Origin of the sequence: Segatella maculosa DSM 19339 = JCM 15638 (assembly GCF_000382385.1) — a bacterium.
Classification (GTDB): Bacteria; Bacteroidota; Bacteroidia; order Bacteroidales; family Bacteroidaceae; genus Prevotella; species Prevotella maculosa.
Genome location: NZ_KB908327.1, coordinates 1 through 19,578, shown reverse-complemented (window position 1 = coordinate 19,578; position 19,578 = coordinate 1). Strand labels below are relative to the sequence as shown.

At 51.3% G+C, this 19,578-nt stretch carries 15 protein-coding genes; 7 read left to right on the top strand and 8 right to left on the bottom strand.

Annotated features, from left to right (window positions below; translation table 11 throughout):
• The first annotated feature begins 33 nt into the window (after nt 1-33).
• The 3 genes from H164_RS0108600 to H164_RS0108590 are packed head-to-tail and all read left to right on the top strand — an operon-like array spanning nt 34 to nt 7,360.
• On the top strand, nt 34-5,409 hold the full coding sequence (locus H164_RS0108600; protein ID WP_026356303.1) for an alpha-2-macroglobulin family protein: 5,376 nt from the start codon (nt 34-36) through the stop codon (nt 5,407-5,409).
• Nucleotides 5,399-6,451, top strand: coding sequence for a DUF1573 domain-containing protein (locus H164_RS0108595; RefSeq protein WP_026356302.1), 1,053 nt, complete (start codon nt 5,399-5,401; stop codon nt 6,449-6,451). The genes H164_RS0108600 and H164_RS0108595 overlap by 11 nt, the downstream gene beginning before the upstream one ends.
• Nucleotides 6,452-7,360 (top strand): 4-hydroxy-3-methylbut-2-enyl diphosphate reductase, encoded by a 909-nt coding sequence (locus tag H164_RS0108590; RefSeq protein ID WP_019968235.1) that lies wholly within the window; start codon nt 6,452-6,454, stop codon nt 7,358-7,360. It abuts the gene before it with no gap.
• Between the two features lie 565 nt (nt 7,361-7,925).
• Here the strand turns inward: H164_RS0108590 and H164_RS14485 are convergent.
• The 3 genes from H164_RS14485 to nagB are packed head-to-tail and all read right to left on the bottom strand — an operon-like array spanning nt 7,926 to nt 11,105.
• Complete coding sequence (locus H164_RS14485) at nt 7,926-8,282, bottom strand: hypothetical protein (protein ID WP_248616190.1); 357 nt, start codon at nt 8,280-8,282, stop codon at nt 7,926-7,928.
• Nucleotides 8,283-8,312: 30 nt separating this feature from the next.
• Complete coding sequence (locus tag H164_RS0108580) at nt 8,313-10,301, bottom strand: glucosamine-6-phosphate deaminase (protein ID WP_008563669.1); 1,989 nt, start codon at nt 10,299-10,301, stop codon at nt 8,313-8,315.
• A 15-nt stretch (nt 10,302-10,316) separates the two neighbouring features.
• Nucleotides 10,317-11,105, bottom strand: coding sequence for a glucosamine-6-phosphate deaminase (gene nagB, locus H164_RS0108575; RefSeq protein WP_019968232.1), 789 nt, complete (start codon nt 11,103-11,105; stop codon nt 10,317-10,319).
• Nucleotides 11,106-11,160: 55 nt separating this feature from the next.
• Here nagB and H164_RS0108570 point away from each other — a divergent pair, with 55 nt between their 5' ends.
• On the top strand, nt 11,161-11,463 hold the full coding sequence (locus tag H164_RS0108570; RefSeq protein ID WP_019968231.1) for a hypothetical protein: 303 nt from the start codon (nt 11,161-11,163) through the stop codon (nt 11,461-11,463).
• Between the two features lie 207 nt (nt 11,464-11,670).
• Here the strand turns inward: H164_RS0108570 and H164_RS0108565 are convergent, their stop codons facing one another.
• From H164_RS0108565 to H164_RS15705, 3 genes are all read right to left on the bottom strand, one after another.
• Entirely contained in the window at nt 11,671-12,111 is a 441-nt protein-coding gene (locus tag H164_RS0108565) for an HU family DNA-binding protein (RefSeq protein ID WP_019968230.1), read from the bottom strand.
• Nucleotides 12,112-12,273: 162 nt separating this feature from the next.
• Nucleotides 12,274-13,914, bottom strand: coding sequence for a hypothetical protein (locus tag H164_RS14890; protein ID WP_019968229.1), 1,641 nt, complete (start codon nt 13,912-13,914; stop codon nt 12,274-12,276).
• A 98-nt stretch (nt 13,915-14,012) separates the two neighbouring features.
• Nucleotides 14,013-14,183, bottom strand: a complete 171-nt coding sequence (locus H164_RS15705; RefSeq protein ID WP_019968228.1) for a hypothetical protein — start codon at nt 14,181-14,183, stop codon at nt 14,013-14,015.
• Between the two features lie 575 nt (nt 14,184-14,758).
• Here H164_RS15705 and H164_RS0108550 point away from each other — a divergent pair.
• Genes H164_RS0108550 through mnmE form a run of 3 tightly spaced genes read left to right on the top strand, consistent with a single transcriptional unit; the run spans nt 14,759 to nt 18,171 of the window.
• Nucleotides 14,759-15,919, top strand: a complete 1,161-nt coding sequence (locus H164_RS0108550) for a hypothetical protein (protein WP_019968227.1) — start codon at nt 14,759-14,761, stop codon at nt 15,917-15,919.
• Nucleotides 15,920-15,928: 9 nt separating this feature from the next.
• Nucleotides 15,929-16,807, top strand: a complete 879-nt coding sequence (locus H164_RS0108545; RefSeq protein WP_019968226.1) for a nucleoside phosphorylase — start codon at nt 15,929-15,931, stop codon at nt 16,805-16,807.
• Nucleotides 16,807-18,171 (top strand): tRNA uridine-5-carboxymethylaminomethyl(34) synthesis GTPase MnmE, encoded by a 1,365-nt coding sequence (gene mnmE / locus H164_RS0108540; protein WP_019968225.1) that lies wholly within the window; start codon nt 16,807-16,809, stop codon nt 18,169-18,171. Before H164_RS0108545 ends, mnmE begins: the two co-directional genes overlap by 1 nt.
• A 340-nt stretch (nt 18,172-18,511) precedes the next feature.
• Here the strand turns inward: mnmE and H164_RS0108530 are convergent, their stop codons facing one another.
• A complete protein-coding gene (locus H164_RS0108530; RefSeq protein WP_248616189.1) occupies nt 18,512-19,042 on the bottom strand; it encodes a hypothetical protein in 531 nt (176 codons plus the stop codon).
• A 263-nt stretch (nt 19,043-19,305) separates the two neighbouring features.
• Nucleotides 19,306-19,578 (bottom strand): transposase (locus H164_RS0108525; protein WP_019968222.1); only part of this gene is annotated, 273 nt, incomplete at its 5' end.

Genomic DNA, 19,578 nt, shown 5'->3' with positions numbered 1-19,578 from the left:
GTCGGGGGGCGCAGTTCTAAACAAAGAATGGATATGAAGAAGGCAATATGCACTATCGTCGTGGCCCTGATGATGCCCTTGGCCGTCATGGCAGACAGTTACGGTTCGCTGTGGAAACAATACGAACTGTTGCAGAGGAAGAACCAGCCGCGCTCGGCTATCCATGTGCTCGAGCAAATCGCGGCGAAGGCCAGGGCCGACAAGGCCTACGGGCAGCTCATCAAGGCACAGTTCGGTTTGATGGACGCGTGGGAGGACCTTGCGCCCGACTCGCTCGGGCCACAGCTGCAGCGTCTGCGTGGCGAGGCCTTGAGGGCCGAGAAGACCGACCGTGCTGCTGCCGCCATCTACTACAGTGTGCTGGGAAGCCGCTATCGGGATAGGTTCGCGGGGAATGCCGACTCGATGGAAGTGGCCGATGCGCTGCTGCGCAAATCGATGCAGGAACCTGCACTGCTGGCCGCTACTAAGGCCGAGAACTATGAGCCGCTGATGATAGGGGGGAGTGACAGCCAAATCTTCCACAACGACCTGCTGCACGTGCTCGGCTTCGTCACCAAGGACTACCGGACGCTCCACCGATGGTATGACGCCCACGGCAACCGCAGTGCCGCCTGCTACTGTGCCCTGCAGCTGTTGAAGGACGAACGGCAGGACAATGTGTTCGAATCGAAGAAGTCGAAGTATCTGCAACGGCTCGACTCGCTCATCACGTGCTATGGAGACCTGCCCGTGGGTGGCGAACTGGGTATTGCCCGCTATGAGTTCATGGACTTGGCCGACGATGTTTCGGCCGAGGAGAAGATGAACTATCTGAACTATGCCCTTGCCAAGTGGGGCACGTGGCCGCGTATGAATATCCTGCGCAATGCCCGTAGCCGACTCACGCTGCCGAGCTTCCTTGCCGAATGTGGCCCGCAGGTGCTGCTGCCCCATAAGGAGAGAGTGGTCCGTATCCGACAGCTGACCAATATCCAGAGCCTCACGATGAGCGTGACGCGCCTCAATACGAAGGCCTACTGCCCGCTCAATCCTGCCGACAAGCACGACTATGCCAAGATAGAAAAGCTGTTGCTGGCACCGACGACGACTTCGGTGACCCACCGCTACGTGGGGCTGCCCAACTATAAGGTGAGCAGCGACTCAATGACGGTGGGGCCGTTGGAGAAGGGCGTTTATCTCGTTGAGTTCACGACCGACAATAAGGACATTCGCCCCGTGCGCATGCTGCTCCACGTGTCGGACATGTATGTGCTGGAGACTAGGCTTCCCAACTACAGGGTGAGGCTTATCGCCATGAGTGCCACTACGGGTCGGCCCGTTGCGAACGCCAAGATACGCATCTTCTCGCGCACTTATCAGGAAAGCAAGCGCAGCTTGAAGGCCACGTTGACGGTTGACCGCCAAGGCGAGGTCAGCTACAAGAGGAGTAAGGAGGAATACGACATGTATTGCCAAGCCTTCACGGCTGCCGATGACTTCTGTCCGCCGTGCAGCAGCACGTCTTATTATGCACCGGGCAACGACTATGGGAAGGAAGACGAGGAGGACTTCATCACGCGTCAGGTGCAACTCTTTACCGACCGCAGCCTCTATCGTCCCGGTCAGCAGGTGCACGTGAGCATGGTAGACTTCACCGTCAACGACCGCACGAAGAAAGCCTCCGTCAATGCCAATGACAGCATCGCGCTGACGCTCTACGATGCCGATTACAAGGAAACGGAGACGAAGAAGGTGCGCACGGACGAGTATGGGACGGCCAGCGTCGTGTTCGACCTTCCAAAGTCGGGCAAGACGGGCTTGTTCACCATCGAAGCCAACGACGACTTTGAGACAAGCTTCCATGTTGAGGAATACAAGCGGCCCACGTTCACCGTGGACTTCACACCCTATACGAAGAGCTACAAGAATGGCGACACCATCAGCGTGGAAGGCACGGCCAAGAGCTATGCAGGCGTGCCCGTGCAGGGTGCAAAGGTGGTCTGCTCTGTGGTGCGCAGACCCAATTGGTTTTGGTGGCGTGGGAGCGACGAGAGCCGAGTCACGGTTAAAGAAGATACACTGATGACCGACGAGGCCGGCCACTTCGTGATTCGGGTTCCCTTGCATCTTCCCGAAGGAAAGAACAACCTGCCACGTTACTATACCTATGATATCAGTGCCACCGTGACAGACGGTGCAGGCGAGAGCCACGAAGGAACGATTGCGCTGCCATTCGGCAACCGTTCGGTCTACTTCAATTGCAACCTGCCCGAACGCATCAATCGCGACAGTCTGACGCGCTTCACCTTTATATATAAGAACCTTGCAGGCGAGAATGTGGCTGCTAAGGTATATTATAAGGTAGACGATGCGCCCTATCAGGCCAACAGCAACGAAGAGGTTTCGCTCGACTACCCGAAGATGAAGAGTGGGCATCACACCTTGGAAGCCGTCTGCGGAGAAGACACCTTGCGCAGGTCGTTCGTCTTGTTCTCACTGAAAGATAAGAAGCCGGCCGAGAATACACCGGATTGGTGCTATACGACGAGCAACCAATTCGGCAACGACGGCAAACCCGTCTATGTGCAGTTGGGCAGCAGTCTGAAAGATATCTACGTGGCCTATACGATACTATCGGGCAGTAAGGTGCTTGAAAGCGGCACCTTCACGCTGAATGACGAGATGTACACACGTGCCTTCAAATACAAAGAGACTTATCTCGATGGCATCACAGTGGCTTATGCGTGGGTGAAAGACGGCGTGCTCCATAGTCACAATATCAATATCCGTAGACCTGACCCCCAGTTGGATTTGCACGCAAAGTGGATTACATTCCGCGACAGACTTACACCGGGACAGCACGAGACATGGACCTTGCAGCTCACTGACAAAGATGGGAAGCCTTCCCGTGCACAACTCATGGCTACGATGTATGACATGAGTCTTGACGACATCTATCTGCACAGTTGGGACACAGGCGTAAGGTTTAGTTGGGATTTGGCAAGCATTCAATGGGCAGGCACCCGGTTCGACAATTGGCAGTTCTATGGGGAGATGCCACTGAAACTTCTCAACGTGCGTGGTTTCAACTTCACGCATATCGGTTGGGATATTGCTTCCCACCTGCAAGGAAAGGTCTATGGGTTGAGGGGTATGAAGAACGAAAGCATGTCCGACACTGTAGTTCTGGCCAAAGAAGAAGTGGCAAGCAGTCTTTTCGGTGCGAGAAGCTCCGAACTTCATGAGGAGGTGGTCACCACAGGTTATGCACCTCGGAAGAAGCGTGAAGCAGACATGCCGAAACCACAGAAGTCAATCTCCCTGCGCAAGAACTTCAATGAAACGGCTTTCTTCTTCCCTGCACTACAGACTGATAGTAAGGGCAATGTGAGCCTGAAGTTCACGCTTCCGGAGAGTGTGACCACATGGCGTCTGCTTGGTTATGCTCACGATAAGGATATGAATGACGCTCTTATCGAGGCTACAGCTGTGGCCAAGAAGAGCGTGATGATTATGCCGAACATGCCGCGCTTCGTGAGAATGGGCGACAAGGCCGTGCTTAGCAATCGTATTGTCAACACCACCGACAAACCGCTTTCGGCACAGGTGGAGATGCACTTGCTTGATCCAAAGACCGAGAAGCAGCTCATGGCAGAGACGAAAAGTATTACACTTGAAGCCAATGCCACTGCAAATACTAACTTCGTGTTTGTGCCTTCGCAGCTTCGTTCCATGGGTTACCAAGGTGATGCTGTGGTTTGCCGTATGACGATCGAAGGCAAGACGTTCAGTGACGGTGAGCAGCATCTGTTGCCAATCCTGTCAGACATGGAGCACGTTGTGACCACCTTGGCTTTCAGTCAACATGAACCGGGCACGAAGACATTTGACATTGACAAGCTCTTCCCCGTCAAGGAAGATAGCAACAAGTTAACCGTCAGCTACACCAACAATCCGGCATGGATGATGGTCGAGGCTCTCCCGACCGTTGCCCACGCATCGACAAAAGATGCCATCAGTCTTGCTGCCAAGTATTATGCCAACACATTGTCGGCCTATTTGATGCAGCTTGCCGGCCAGACCGACTCCTTAGAGGCTGCCAATCGCTACAAGGAAGAAGCCCTCTTCGGTCTACGCCAGTTGCAACGCGCCGACGGCTCATTCTCTTGGTGGCCTGGCATGAGTGGTTCGCTCTATATGACCGTGGCCGTGACCGAGATGCTGCAACGCCTCAATATGATGACGGGCGAACAGCAAGCTACCCGCAATCTGATAGCCAACAGCATGAAGTTCATGGCCAAAGAGGTAAAGAAAGATGTGGTACGACTCAAAGCGTGGGAAGCCAAGGGCTATAAGAACCTGCTGCCCTCAGAGACGGACTTGCAATACCTTTATATCTGTGCGCTGCGCAAAGAGAACCTCGATAATGCCGACAATAAATATCTGTTGAACCTTGTGGAGAAGCGTCATACGTTGTTTACCATCTACGGAAAGGCTATGATGGCCGTAATCTTGGGACGAAACGGGCACAACATGAAGTTGGCACAGGAACATCTGAAGAGCCTCAAGGAATATACGGTCTACACTGACGAGATGGGCCGTTATTTCGACACGAAGCGGGCGGGATATTCGTGGTTCGACTATCGCATACCGACTGAAGTGGCGGCCATCGAGGCATTGAAGATTATCACCCCAAACGACAAGCAGACCATCAGCGAAATGCAACGCTGGCTCCTGCAAAGCAAGCGTACGCAAAGTTGGGACACGCCCATCAACTGCGTCGATGCCGTTTATGCTTTCATGCAGGGCGAAACCAAGGAAAGCCTCACGAATTACGGTAACAACACCCTGCTGACACTCAACGGAGAGAAGCTCTGCACAACCGAGCCCACCGCAGGAAGGGCCGTCGTGAAGGCCGAGAAAACCGGCAAGACGTTTGGCACGCTGACGGCCGAAAAGCAATCGAACAACATCAGTTGGGGGGCCATCTATGCGGAATATGACCAGAAACTCAAGGATATTGACAGCCAGGCAACGCAGCTTGCTGTGACGCGCCAGCTTATCAACGCCGACGGCAAGATGGCCAAAATCAACCAAGATTTCAAGGTGGGCGACAAGATAAAAGTGCGCATCACGCTCAAAGCCGACCGCGACTATGACTTCGTGGAGGTCGAAGACAAGCGCCCCGCATGCCTCGAACCCGTTGATCAGACCAGCGGTTACAATTTCCGATACTACTACGCGCCCGGCGACCGCGCAACCCGCTATTATTTCGACCGCCTCCCCAAAGGCACACATATCATAGAAACCGAATACTACATCGACCGCGAAGGCTCATATTCGAGCGGAATCTGCACGGCGCGCTGCACGTACAGCCCCGAATTCGCCGGACGCGACAAAGCCATTCAATTGAACAATGAGAAATAAATTCTTAACGACCTGCATGCTGCTTGCCCTACTTCCCGCGCAGGCGCAGCGGATCAGCACCGAACAAAAAACCATCAACGTCGGCCAAGTACTCTACAAGACACCCGTCAGTGCCGACTTCAAACTCAAGAACAAAAGCCTCAAAACACTCCGCATCCGAGAAGTAAAGACAAGCTGCGGCTGCACGACGGCGGCATACCCCGAAACCGTCGGAATGGGAAAGGAATTCACCATCACCGCCGTCTATGATGCCCGAACGCTCGGCCACTTCAACAAGCAGCTGGCCATCTACGCAGGCCGAGAACCGCTCATACTCACCCTGCAAGGCGAGGTCGTCAGCGAAATCAAGGACTTCGCAGGAAACTACCCCTTCACACTCGGCGAACTGAAGACCGACGCCAACGACTGCGAATTCGACGACGTCAACAAGGGCGACCGACCCACAAAGCGCATACACATCTTCAACAACTCCGACAAAACAGCCCAGCCCCTCTTCATGCACCTCCCCGACTACCTCACAGCCGAAATTTCCCCCTCGCGCATAGCACCGAGACACGCAGGAGTAGCCACCCTCACCCTCGACTCGCGAAAACTACGCGACTTCGGACTCACGCAGACAAACATCTACCTCGGATTTGCACCCGGCGAAAAAGTCTCCGAAGCAACACTCATTCCCGTGTCCACCGTACTGCTGCCCCACTTCCAACACACCGCCGAACAACCCAACAGCCTCGCACCCCAAATAAAACTTTCAGCCGACAGCCTCACACTCGGAAGCTTCAACGGTCGGCCACGGCTGAAAGGCGAAATCGAACTCAGTAACATCGGAAACGCACCACTCGAAGTGCGCAACCTCCAAATGTTCACCTCCGGCCTCGAAATTTCCCTCAGCAAAACAACCATCGAGCCCCACACACAAGCGAAGCTCAAAATAACAGCCATCGCCGACCAACTCAAAACCGCGAAGCGCACACCACGCATTCTCATGATCACCAACGACCCCCGAAAACCAAAAGTCGTCATCAAAATCAACGTCAACTAAATGCTACAAATAGAAATCGACAACGGCAGCGGATTCTGCTTCGGCGTAACCACCGCCATCAAAAAAGCCGAAGAAGAACTCCAAAAGGGAGGCACACTCTACTGTCTCGGAGACATCGTCCACAACGGAATGGAAGTAGAACGCCTCCACGCCCGCGGACTCATCACCATAGACCACCAACAACTACGCCGGCTGCACAACGCGAAAGTACTCCTTCGAGCCCACGGCGAGCCCCCCGAAACCTACGCAATCGCACGCCGCAACAACATCGAAATCATCGACGCAACCTGCCCCGTCGTCCTCCAGCTCCAAAGGCGCATCAAAAAACAGCACGAGAACAACGCAGCAACCAACGATTCCGAACGTCAAATCGTCATTTTCGGCAAAAACGGACATGCAGAGGTCCTCGGACTCGTCGGACAAACACACAGCAAAGCCATCGTCATCGAAAAGTTCGACGACGTCAAGAAACTCGACTTCACCCGCAACATCTACCTCTACTCACAAACCACAAAGAGCCTCGACGAATTTCACCACATCATCGACTACATACGCGCCCACATTTCCCCCGGCGCCGAGTTCAAAAGCTTCGACACCATCTGTCGGCAAGTCGCCAACCGCATGCCAAACATAGCCGCATTCGCCGGCCGCCACGACGTCGTGATTTTCGTAGCCGGGCGCAAGAGCTCCAACGGGAAAGTACTCTTCAAAGAGTGCCTCAGCGTCAATCCCAACAGCCACCAGATAGAAAGCGCAGCCGAAATCGACATGCAATGGTTCAACCACGCCGAAACCGTCGGCATCTGCGGCGCAACAAGCACACCCAAGTGGCTCATGGAAGAATGCCGCGAATATATCCGGAAACGCGAAACGCCAGGCAACCACCCATCGCGCGCGAACAGCCGATAGCTCCGACAGCCAGCCATACCCATCAGGCGGCAAAAAAACACAAACAGACCTTGCGGAAACACCATTCCGCAAGGTCTGTTTTTCATTTCCAATCAAACACACATAACCCGCCCCACATCATTCAACTATTTTCAGCCGTCGCAAAGTGTTTTTCATCAGCCGAGGTCTCGGAAATGCCATCGTCCTATGATTTTTTGCTTTCCGAGGCCTCGGAAAGCCGTCGTCCTATGATTTTTTGCTTTCCGAGGCCTCGGAAACGCCATCGTTCGATGATTTTTTACTTTCCGAGGCCTCGGAAAGCCGTCGTCCGATGATTTTTTGCTTTCCGAGGCCTCGGAAATGCCATCGTCCGATGATTTTTCACTTTCCGAGGCCTCGGAAAGCCGTCGTCCGATGATTTTTTGCTTTCCGAGGCCTCGGAAATGCCGTCGTCCGATGATTTTTCACTTTCCGAGGCCTCGGAAACATTATCGTCCGATGATTTTGCTTTCCAAAGAGTTAGAATAGCGTCGTTCGAAGATTTTTGCTTTCCAAGGGGTTGGAAAGTGCATCGTCCGATGATTTTTTACTTTCCAAGGGGTTGGAAAGCCATCGTCCGATGATTTTTTACTTTCCAAGGGGTTGGAAAGTGCGTCGTCCGAAGATTTTTTGCTTTCCAAGGGGTTGGAAAGCCATCGTCCGATGATTTTTTACTTTCCAAGGGGTTGGAAAGTGCATCGTCCGAAGATTTTTTGCTTTCCAAGGGGTTGGAAAGTGCGTCGTCCGATGATTTTTTGCTTTCCAAGGGGTTGGAAAGTGCGTCGCCCGAGGATTTTTTACTTTCCAAGGGGTTGGAAAGTGCGTCGCTCGAGGATTTTTTGCTTTCCGATGACTCGGAAATCGCAACAAACATAAAATTCTGCACAAAAAAAAGCCTCCCCATAAAGGGGAGGCCTTCTTCTTTTGAATCTTTCTACATTTTATACTCAACGAACGCCTCCATGGCCTCGTAGCAAGCAAGACCGAGGTCGTCGTAAAGTTTGGCCGTTCCGCGGTTGCGGTCCTCGGCCCGCTGCCAGAAGAGGCGCTCGTCATTTCCCATGAACGGAGCACTCTCCATCTGCGAGCTATGCTTGAGAATGGCATTGCGCTTGGCGCGCAGCTCTTCCGGACTCATCGGAACGCACATCTCGATGTTCTCGATTTCCCACTCGGCCCACGCGCCGCGATACATCCACACGCGGCAGTCGGCGAGCCATTCCGCCCCCTCTTCCTTCTCAAGGTCGAGTGCGGCCAGCACGGCATCGGTGCATTTTCGATGCGTGCCGTGCGGGTCTGCAAGGTCGCCGGCCACGTAAATCTGATGAGGCTTCACTTCTTGCAATAATTGCCGCACGATTTCCACATCCTTCTCCGTCATCGGCAATTTCTCAATCTTTCCGCTCTCATAGAACGGCAGGTCGAGAAAGTGTACGCGGTCGAGCGGGATATTATTGAACGTGCATGCCGTTCGCGCCTCGCCGCGGCGGATCAGCCCCTTGATGGTGCGCACGTCCGCCGTGTCCGGCTCGCCCTCCTTCTTCGCGGCCAGAAAATTCTTGATTTCCCCGTACATCCGCGCGATGGTCTCATCGTCGCTCCCCATGAAAAGCTGGTTGAAGCCGTTGACGAAGTGCATGAAGCGCGTCACTTCCTCGTCGCCCACGGCGATGTTCCCGCTCGTCTCGTAGGCCACGTGAACCTCGTGTTGCTGCTGCACCAACCGGCGTATCGTGCCGCCCATCGAGATAACGTCATCGTCGGGGTGCGGCGAAAACACAATCACACGCTTGGGGTAAGGTTTGGCCCGCTCCGGCCGGCACGTGTCGTCGGCGTCTGGCTTTCCGCCCGGCCATCCCGTGATCGTGTGCTGCAGGTCGTTGAATATTTTGATGTTCGCGTTGTACGCCGAGCCATAGAGGGCCAATAGTTCAGAGAGTCCGTTCTCGTTATAGTCCTTGTTGGTGAGTTTCAGTATCGGTTTGTGCACCTTTTGGCAGAGCCACGTCAGCGCAGCCCGCGTCAGCTTATCCGTCCATTTGCATCCGGTCACCAACCACGGATGAACGATGCGCGTCAGCCGTGCGCCCGCGGCGAGGTCGATGACTACGTGCGCATCGTTGTGCGTCTGCAGGAACGAGGCGGGGATTGTCTCCGTGATGGGTCCCTCGACCGTCTGGCGGATAATCTCGGCCTTATCGTCGCCCCATGCCGTGAGAAATATCTTCCGCGCGGCGAGAATCGTGGCGATGCCCATCGTAATCGAGCATGGCGGCACGGGCTCCTGCGAGCCGAAGCTCATCGTCATCTCTTCTCGGCTCGTGGCGTCGATGAGCATCAGTCGCGAGGTCGATGTGAGCCCCGAACCCGGTTCGTTGGTGGCGATGTTGCCGATGCGGCCGATACCGAGGAGCATGACGTCGATCCCGCCGAAACTCTGTATGCGCTGCTCGTAGAGGCGGCATTGCTCTTGCACTTCGTCTTGCGGACACGTGCCGTCGGGCGTGAAAATGTTTTGCTCGTTGATGTCCACATGGTCGAGCAGCATGTCGTGCAGCTGCGCTATCGAACTGTGGGCAGAGGTGGTGTCGAGCGGGAAGTATTCGTAGGCATTGAACACGACGACGTTGCTGAAACTCACCAATCGACGCTCGTAGCGGTCGATGAGCGCGTCATAAACAGGCGCGAGCGACTTGCCCGTGCCCAGTCCCAACACGCAATAACGGCCTTCGTGCCGCCGCTGGTTGATGAGCCGCATCACTTCGTCGGCAATGTTCTCCGCACCCTCTTCTACCTTCGGAAAGATGTCGGTAGGAATCTTCTCGCAGCGCGTCAGCTCGGAGCGCTCGACGGCCGTACGCGGATGATAAAACTCTTCGGGTATTTTGTTCAATACGATTTGCGAACTAAGGTTTAATTTCATGATATACTCCTCTTTTTAGTGTTGGTGTTCGATGTCTTTGAAATAACGATACGTGCCCACGCGCAACTCTTCGGTGGCTGCCTCGTCGCAGACGATGATGCCGTGCCGGTGCAATTGCAGCGCACTGATGGTGAATATCTGCGTCACCGGTCCTTCCACCGCAGCCTGCAGCGCATGCGCCTTGGCGTGGCCGTTGATGAGCACCATCACTTCGCGGGCGTCCATCACCGTGCCCACGCCCACCGTCAGCGCGTAGGCCGGAACCTTGTTCACGTCGCCGTCGAAGAAGCGGCTGTTCACGATGCGCGTGTCCGTAGTCAGCGTTTTCTGTCGGGTGCGCGAAGTAAGCGACGACCCCGGCTCGTTGAAAGCGACATGCCCGTCTACACCCACGCCGCCGATAAACAAATCAATGCCTCCGGCTTCGGCTATCATCTGCTCGTAGTGTTCGCATTCAGCCGCAAGATCGGAGGCATTGCCATTGAGAATATGAATGTTCTCCTTCGGACAATCGATATGGTCGAACAGGTTGCGTGCCATAAACGAATGATAACTCTCGGGGTGCGACTCGGGCAGCCCCACGTACTCGTCCATGTTGAACGTGACGACATGGCGGAAAGAGACGCGTCCCTCGGCGCAAGCCTTGACCAAAGCCCGATACATACCGATGGGCGAAGACCCCGTGGGAAGTCCCAACACGAACGGCCGTTCTTTCGTCGGCCCGAAAGCGTTGATACGGTCGATCACATGATTGGCCGCCCATGCAGACAGCGCATCATAATCTTTTTCAATAATCAGTCTCATAGTTCGATTATATTTAAGTTTTTAAGTCTACAAAGGTATAAAAAAAACCGGGGTTATGGCCGACGGGAGTGATAAAACAAGCAAAGGAATACAAAAAAGGTTGAAAAGGGAAGCCCACCCCCGGCCCCTCCCGAGGGAGGGGAGAAGAAGCCTCTCCCCCAACCCCTCCCCGAAGAGGGAGGGGAGTAAAATGCAAATAGACCTTGCGAACATTTTAGTTCACAAGGTCTATTTTGTTTATCATGCATTTTTCATCATTGCCTGCAAGCTTGGCCTCCCCCTCCTTCGGAGGGGGTTGGGGGGAGGCTTTTCTTTAAACGGGGAGGGCACACAGACAAGCGAGTTAATCATAAGGTGAATTTTGATTTTGACTAAATACAGGTAAGTCGTGCGCCCTCCCCAATAACCTCCCCCAGCCCCTCCGAAGGAGGGGAGCACAAACAGCGTGCAAACTAATTCCTCGCAAGCTCGGTCTCCCCCTCCTTTGGAGGGGGCTGGGGGGTGGCTCCTCCCCTCACTTCGGGAGGGGCCGGGGGTGGGTGTCAGGGGGTGGGTTTGAGGGCTTTTAATTCCCGTGCTGCCCTATCTCTCCTTTGCCTTTCTTCTTATCTTCCACCTGCTCGAAGCTTACGTCGTTCAGCTCGAAATACTTCTTCGAGAGCAGCAGCCTGACCACGGGCTTGATGATGTGCTTTTTGGCATTGAACTTCTCGTCCTTGGCCACCGCCGTACTTTTGAACGAGGGCTTCAGCGTACCCATATCGCCGAACTCCACCGAGTCGCCGTTGGCTACGATGTCACGTGCTGCGGCAATGGCTTGGTTGAGCACGGCATACACTTCCTGCGGCGAGAACGTCGTGTTGTTGGCCACCTGCTTGCAGAATGAGCGGAAGTCCACCCGCTTACGCCCTGTGGGCATGGCCACCTGCATTTCTTCTTTGTTCTCCTTGCCTTTCACTTTCAGCTTGCGCATTTTCAAGACATACTGCAATGGTTTGTTGCTCATAGTTTTTCCTTTCTTTTAAGCGTTGAAAAATATTTGATATTAAAGATAAAAAATCTTCTGTTTTATGATCGTTTCTATTCCGTGCCGCCTCGCATTGAATTCCGTGCCGCGTCGGAATTCATTTCGTGGCGGCACGGAATTCTTTCCGAGGGGGATGTGCGCTTAGAAATGGATAAACGAGCGGACATTCTCAACCCCTTTGTTATCCATGTCGGTGAGCGCATACTTGTTGGCCGGCGGATTACTACCATTTCTGTCAAAGGTAATAGTAACGGTCTTGATTGCCGAAATCTCGGAACTGGTGTGATACCAATAATTAGTCAATGCCTCTCCACCGGCAGCAGTAAAGGCTTTGTTCAGATATTTCCAATCAATATAATACATGGTCTGATAGTCCAAGGTCGTTGCTTTTCCAGCTTTGCCAAGTCGTTCGAGTGCCCTAAGCCATTCTCCGGCTGCAGGCAGATACCATTTGCCCACGTTTGCCCCGGTGATGCCGACGCCGGGATTGTAGTTGGCAGCATGATAGAAGGCTTGGTATTTCGTCTGTTCATTGGCTTTCACCTTCCCGTCCGTGCTGCTTGCTGCGTCCCACGTCCACTTGTAACCATTCAAGTCGTTGTAGTTGGTGTTGAAGTCACTGCTCCTCGTCGTATTACCATCGGTAATGCCGTAATCGCTCCAGGGACAACCTCCATAACCAGGTATTGCTTCTTTCAATGCTACAGCCGTGCCGTTGGTCGCATTGGTCTTCTCTATAGCCACCACGCCGATGGGCGTGCGCGTGCCCTTATCGCCGAGGTAGCCCACGGTGCCGTCTTGATAGAGATAGAGTGGGCCTTTACTCTTGTATTTGACCTTGACGAGGTAAGAATGGTTATTATAAAAATAAGTTCCTGGAGGAAAGGTCATATTCGTAAGCGACTCTCCATGAAGTGTGCCGGTAAAGTTGAAACTATAGCTTTCGCCTAATATACTTTGGGAGCCATATACATAGTCACTTGTGGTCGTATAGTCTTGGCTAATGGCAGAATAGACATAGGGCTTGTTGGTGGAAAATGGTATTGTCGGGCCGTTAAATTCGTTACCATCGCTCCAAGAGTTTATATGCACGCCTTTAATGTCGAAAGTTTCATTCCTATCGGCAATAGATGGGAGCCATAGTTTCATAGTGAGGTTCTGTGGAGGTGCCATGTGAGAGCTTATCTGAATGCGTAAGCGTGCCATCAGATGCTTCATCTCGAAAGTTACTACGTCATGAGCGGAAGTGCTGACAGTATGGATTGCAGTACCAATCATTGGGTTCACAACTCCTTCGATAGCCTGAAGGTCCGTACCGTTGTCCGTAATGGCATCGTTGAAGCAAACGAAAGTATAAGTTTCGCCGGCGTTGAGTTCTAAGTTTTTAGCGGCATCAGGAGTAAACGTTCCACCCGAAACGGTTCCTGATATCCCGTCATGGCGTACATTGGAGGCGTCAACGGCATAGATGGTGTAGTGACCATCGCTCATCGGTTGCGGTGCACGCGTTTGGACTGTGCCCATGGTGTCGGGCTCGAGACTCACTTCGGCTATCAAACCATCACCTAAGTCCACCGCTTGCGGTTCTGCTGCATATATGCCTTTGGCTCCCGCCTTATCAGTTGAGACTTTACCCGGCACATAGGCTTCCTCGGTGAATTGAAACGTGATGTCTTTCGCCGCATTTACTTTGCCGTCCTCTTTGACGACGCTCTCTTCGCTGCTGCATGCCGCGAGCAACATCGTGCTCACAAGGCCTGCTATAAATAATATCTTCTTCATTGAACTTTGATTTACTTTGAACTTTGATGTTTGAACATTGAACTTTATGATTACCGCGAGTTCGTATTCCCCTCTCTTGGGAGGGGCCGGGGGTGAGCCTATATTTCCACCTCTCCTGCGTCTATTTCTTCTTCCTGCCACTCTTCTTCCGTAGAATGTGGCGCATCAAGCTGAATACTCGTGCTCTGCAGCTGACAGTCTCCCGACATGGGGAACACTTCAATCTCGGGGGTTACGTACTCCCGCTTTTCAAATTCTGTTTTCTTCATAATCTATCTTGTTTTTACCTTGTTTGTATGTAGGGACGCACGGCTCGTGCGTCCGTTCCTATAGTCTGCTAACTTGTTCACTCGTCAACCGCATTGAGCGGACGCACAAGCCGTGCGTCCCTACAGCGAAAAGCGGTTTATTTTTGCTCATCATGGGACACGGGTCATGGGGCAAAGGAAACTCCGTGGAAGTCCTTTGTCTATAAGGGTTGCGAGGCATGCCTCGCGCGCGTACGCGTAATGTGTTATAGGTCGCTCGCCTGTGTGTGTGTGTGTGTGTGTGTGTGTGTGTGTGTGTGTGTGTGTGTGTGTGTTAGCAAATTATTTGGATTGACCAAATAATAAGCGTTAAAAGATGCAGAGAAATCAAAGTTTCTTTGCACCAGCTTCACACCTTTATTATGATTGCTTGTTAATATCATCTCGGCGGCAAAGGTAAGGCTAATTTATGATATAGCCAAATCTTTCGGATAGAATTTTATGACAGGTTATGGCAAGAAGCCCTAAAATCCCAGTAAAGTTTCATCATTATTATTTTTTTGCTTATCTTTGTGACGCATAAAGAACGAAACTCTATGAAGAAAATCGTAATAAGTCTTTTAATCGTGTGGCTGTTGTTTCCCTTTTCAGTCGGGGCACAGACAAAGCCGAAGGGACGGAAAGCGCCGATAAAGCCGACTGCCGCAGCTGCAAAACGCGTGTCGCCGGAGAATGCGCTGTTTCGTGAGTTGCTTCCGGCCACGGCCAAGGTGCTGTTCGTCGATAGCGTCGTTGTCGATAAGCAGGACTTTCTGTCGAAGATTCCCATGAGCCGGTTGTCAGGTAGCATACTTACCACAAAGGAGTTCTTGGGTCGGACGCAGTATCCTGAAGCGTCGGCTTTCATCAATGGCATCGGCAATCAGGCCTTTTTCGCCGACGGAGACACTGTGCAGACGGCAATCTACAGCACAGACAGGCTCGGTGGTAAATGGGATGCGCCTGTGCGAATAGCCGCCATCGACGACAAGTATCGGTTGGCAAACTATCCTTTCGTGCAGAGCGATGGCGTGACACTGTACTTTGCGGCACAAGGGGTGAACAGCATCGGAGGTTACGATTTGTTTATGACGCGATATAACCGTGAAGAGCATCGCTTCTATGCGCCCGAGAACATGGGGCTCCCTTATAACTCCACGGCCAATGATTATCTGTTGGCTATTGACGATGCAAACGAGTTGGGCTGGTTGGTGACGGATAGGAACATGCCCGAAGGAAAAGTGTGCATCTATACTTTTGTTCCTACCAAGCAACGGCTGTCCTATGCGGACGACCATCTGACGCCGTCGCAGTTGGAGGCGCAGGCACGTATTCAGTCTATAGCCATGACATGGAAGAATGGCGACAGACAGGCCGCTCTCGGTAGGTTGAAGCAGTTGGCGACGCGTGGAAAAGTCGGCGATGAGTTTAAGGCCGGTCTGCATTTCGTTGTGAATGATGGCGTGACGTTGGAAAACATTTCCGACTTCAAGGCAGAAAACCGGCAGAACGTATCAAAGTTGCTGGCGCTGCGCAACAACATCATTAAAAATGAAGTTGAATTACAGCTATTACGTGACAACTATGCCTCTCTTTCACGCGGCAAACAGCAGGCTATGCGGCAGCAAATCCTTGATAGGGAGAAAGAATTGGAACAACAGCAGTTGCAGATAACAAGACTTGAAAAGGAAATCCGAAATATCGAAAACCATAAATAAACATTTCGTATGGACAAGAAGAAATATTTTGCAGCGTCTGAGTTGATCATCAACGAGGACGGAAGTATCTTTCATTTGCATCTAAAACCCGAACAATTAGCCGATAAGGTCATCTTGGTTGGCGACCCCGGTAGGGTTGCTTTGGTGGCATCGCACTTTGATACCAAGGAATGCGAGGTTGAAAGCCGCGAATTTCATACGATAACCGGCACATATAAAGGAAAGCGTATCACCGTGCAAAGTACGGGTATCGGTTGTGACAATATAGACATCGTACTCAATGAACTGGATGCCTTGGCGAATATTGATTTCAAAACACGCACAGAGAAAGATACGCATCGCACGTTGACCTTGGTACGCATCGGGACCTGTGGCGGTTTGCAGCCCAATACGCCTTCAGGAACGTATGTGGCCAGCATCAAGAGTATTGGCTTTGATGGATTGCTCAACTTCTATGCCGGAAGAAACGAGGTCTGCGACTTGGATTTGGAAGCTGCATTCACGAAGCATATGCACTGGAACCCGCAACTTTGTGCACCTTATGTGATTGACGGTGATAAGGAACTGATAGACCGTATCGCTCAAAACGATATGGTACGCGGCATTACAATCGCTTGCGGTGGTTTCTTTGGTCCTCAGGGCCGCGAGTTGCGCATTCCTTTGGCCGATCCCGAACAGAACAAGAAGGTAGAGCGTTTTGAGTATAACGGGCTTCGCATTACCAACTTCGAGATGGAGAGCTCTGCACTTGCCGGACTTTCAGCGTTGATGGGACACAAAGCCATGACTTGCTGTATGGTGATAGCCAACCGACTCGCACAAAAGGCAAACACAGGATACAAGAACACCATTGACGGTTTGATAGAGAAAGTGTTGGAGCGTATTTGATGGACCGAGAGACGATCTGTGCATTGGCAACTCCGGAAGGGGGAGCCATCGGTGTCGTAAGGGTCAGTGGCGATAGGGCCATTGAGATTACGGAAAGGGTTTTCCATGGTATAAGCAACAAAAAACTTGCGGAAGCCAAAGGGAATACGTTGCATTACGGGGCACTACATGACAAACAAGGAAATCTTATAGACGATGTTCTCATTGGTGTTTTCCGTACTCCTCACAGCTATACGGGCGAAGACAGTACGGAAATATCATGTCATGGTTCGGGTTATATCCTGCATCAAGTGGTAAAAGCACTCATCGATGCGGGGTGTAGGCAAGCACAACCCGGCGAATACACCAAACGGGCTTACCTAAATGGCAAGATGGACTTGAGTCAGGCAGAAGCCGTTGCCGACCTTGTGGCTGCATCGAATAAGGCTTCACACAAACTTGCACTTAGTCAGTTGAAAGGACATTTTAGTAGTGAACTATCTGTGCTTCGTGAGCAGCTGCTACGGATTACTTCTTTGCTTGAACTCGAACTTGATTTCTCTGACCATGAAGAATTGGAGTTTGCCGATAGAGATGAATTAAAGGCACTTGCAGCGCAAATCCATCAACAAATCACTATGCTTGCGCGTTCGTTCGAGACAGGTAATGCCTTGAAGAAAGGTGTGCCCGTTGCAATCGTAGGGAAAACCAATGTAGGGAAAAGCACATTGCTTAATTGCCTGCTGCACGAAGATAAGGCCATTGTCAGTGATATCCATGGAACAACCCGTGACGTCATAGAAGATACGACAGAAATCAATGGGATAACATTCCGGTTCATCGATACGGCAGGCATACGTAGGACTGATGACAAGGTCGAGCAATTGGGTATAGAACGCGCCTATCAGAAAATGGAAGAGGCATTCATCGTTCTATGGGTCGTCGACCGACAGCCTTTGGCCGAAGAATATGCAAGAATGCAGCGTCTGACGACCGGAAAGAAACTGATTACCGTTTTTAATAAGATGGATTGCATGACTGTAAAGTCCAATACTGCAGCCTCATATTCTCCCGCGGTCTTTATCTCTGCAAAACTAAAACAGAATATTCAAGACTTAGAGGCTGCCATCTATCGTGCAGCCGACATCCCCGACATTAACGAGAATAGCGTTATCGTAACGAATGCCCGGCACTACGAAGCACTGACCCATGCCGATGAGAGCATTCAACGCGTTATTGAGGGTATGAATCTCGGCCTTAGCGGAGACCTCATCAGTGAGGACCTGCGTATCTGTCTTGACCAATTGGCAGAGATTACCGGCGGACAGATAACCACGAATGAAGTTCTTGGAAATATTTTTAAGCACTTCTGCATCGGAAAGTAGATTCTGCGTGGGAAAGTGATTTCTTGCAAAGAAAAGCATACCATCTGCAAATATAGCTCATAATTCGCTTTATTTCAAACGCTAAGAATTATGTCTATATTTGCAGTTTTTTGATTTTTCACTTTCATTTTTGCCGTTCTTAGCCCAATTTGTCCCCCAGCTTTCCCCCAAGATCCAAGATTACACTTTTTTCCTCGAGGGACAAAAAGGTTTCATGGGAGATGATCCTGCAATTGGACGAGTCATCATACTACAAGCCGTTCGGGGGTATGATAGTTGTGCCAATTCCATCTCCCTCAATGAGCAGAAAGGCCATTAGAAAGATAATATGTACCCAAAATCAGACCCCAAGAAACCTCTGTATCGTTTCTTTATGGTTCACTACCGCATCCTTGAACCCATTTATACACATCATCAGTTTACCATTTCTTGAAACCACAGGTTCACCATAATCTCCAACAATAAGTGGAAACTCTTGCTGCCCAACTTCAACAAACAGCCTATCCTTAGCGAGCCTTGACACAAAAGTGTATTCTTGTGGATTGCATCTATGAGTCAGATGCTGAAACCATGAGATATATGAGTTTATATATGAAGGGAACTTGTCGATAATCACCACCTTGAATTCATCACCATGTGCAGCAATTCCCAACCCCAAAATCTCATTCAGATATAAGTCCCCGAAGGAATAGCCAACAACCATTAGGCGGTTGTTCTCAACAACCTTTCTTGCCAAGTCAGACAAATACACATTATTGGGTGCAAACGTCATTTTTACTGTTTTCCTCGAACCTGATACAATGACTGGCTGTAAATACTCTTCCTTCGCTTGATTAGAAGGGGGAACTGTCCTCCAATTCTGTTTTTGCATGCAGTCTGATAATTTCTGTTCTTTACCATATCCCGAATGCTATAATCAAACGGGTATTCCCTTACCTCGCTGAACAATATCTGACCATGAAGATGTGCTATTGTTGAAACTCCTCTTCTGTTCTCATAATAACGCTTTACTGAAAAGCGGCTATAATCCTCTCCATCTTTGATTGGAGGAAATCCATCCTCATATTCTCCAAGGCTATTCTCTATCGTATTGTCATAATTCAGATTAAATATATTAACGTGAGTTCGATGAATTTAGAATAAAGCAAGCTGTGTGTCAAATGTCCTTTGCACTCTGACGCATGGCTTCTTTGGAAATAGGCAATAGGCAGCAATGGCACCCAGAAGGTTGACGATGAAATTGTCGAAGCACCTATGTCGGGAATGTTCTACCTGCGCTATATTCTTAAGTTCATCGTTTATGGTTTCTATGATGGCCCTCTTTCTGAGTAGTAACTTATCGGGAACGCTCATCAACGCACCTTTCATATTATTTTTCAGCTTGGTAATAAGCTGAATCCCATTGAC

What these genes read in the sequence shown, in the direction of transcription:
- nagB (WP_019968232.1), bottom strand. Translation starts at nt 11,105, where the DNA reads ATGAGACTGATTATTGAAAAAGATTATGATGCGCTGTCTGCATGGGCG.
- H164_RS14485 (WP_248616190.1), bottom strand. Translation starts at nt 8,282, where the DNA reads ATGGGGAGGCTTTTTTTTGTGCAGAATTTTATGTTTGTTGCGATTTCC.
- mnmE (WP_019968225.1), top strand. Translation starts at nt 16,807, where the DNA reads ATGGACCGAGAGACGATCTGTGCATTGGCAACTCCGGAAGGGGGAGCC.
- H164_RS0108565 (WP_019968230.1), bottom strand. Translation starts at nt 12,111, where the DNA reads ATGAGCAACAAACCATTGCAGTATGTCTTGAAAATGCGCAAGCTGAAA.
- H164_RS0108595 (WP_026356302.1), top strand. Translation starts at nt 5,399, where the DNA reads ATGAGAAATAAATTCTTAACGACCTGCATGCTGCTTGCCCTACTTCCC.
- H164_RS0108580 (WP_008563669.1), bottom strand. Translation starts at nt 10,301, where the DNA reads ATGAAATTAAACCTTAGTTCGCAAATCGTATTGAACAAAATACCCGAA.
- H164_RS15705 (WP_019968228.1), bottom strand. Translation starts at nt 14,183, where the DNA reads ATGAAGAAAACAGAATTTGAAAAGCGGGAGTACGTAACCCCCGAGATT.
- H164_RS0108530 (WP_248616189.1), bottom strand. Translation starts at nt 19,042, where the DNA reads ATGCAAAAACAGAATTGGAGGACAGTTCCCCCTTCTAATCAAGCGAAG.
- H164_RS0108545 (WP_019968226.1), top strand. Translation starts at nt 15,929, where the DNA reads ATGGACAAGAAGAAATATTTTGCAGCGTCTGAGTTGATCATCAACGAG.
- H164_RS0108590 (WP_019968235.1), top strand. Translation starts at nt 6,452, where the DNA reads ATGCTACAAATAGAAATCGACAACGGCAGCGGATTCTGCTTCGGCGTA.
- H164_RS0108570 (WP_019968231.1), top strand. Translation starts at nt 11,161, where the DNA reads ATGGCCGACGGGAGTGATAAAACAAGCAAAGGAATACAAAAAAGGTTG.
- H164_RS0108550 (WP_019968227.1), top strand. Translation starts at nt 14,759, where the DNA reads ATGAAGAAAATCGTAATAAGTCTTTTAATCGTGTGGCTGTTGTTTCCC.
- H164_RS0108600 (WP_026356303.1), top strand. Translation starts at nt 34, where the DNA reads ATGAAGAAGGCAATATGCACTATCGTCGTGGCCCTGATGATGCCCTTG.
- H164_RS14890 (WP_019968229.1), bottom strand. Translation starts at nt 13,914, where the DNA reads ATGAAGAAGATATTATTTATAGCAGGCCTTGTGAGCACGATGTTGCTC.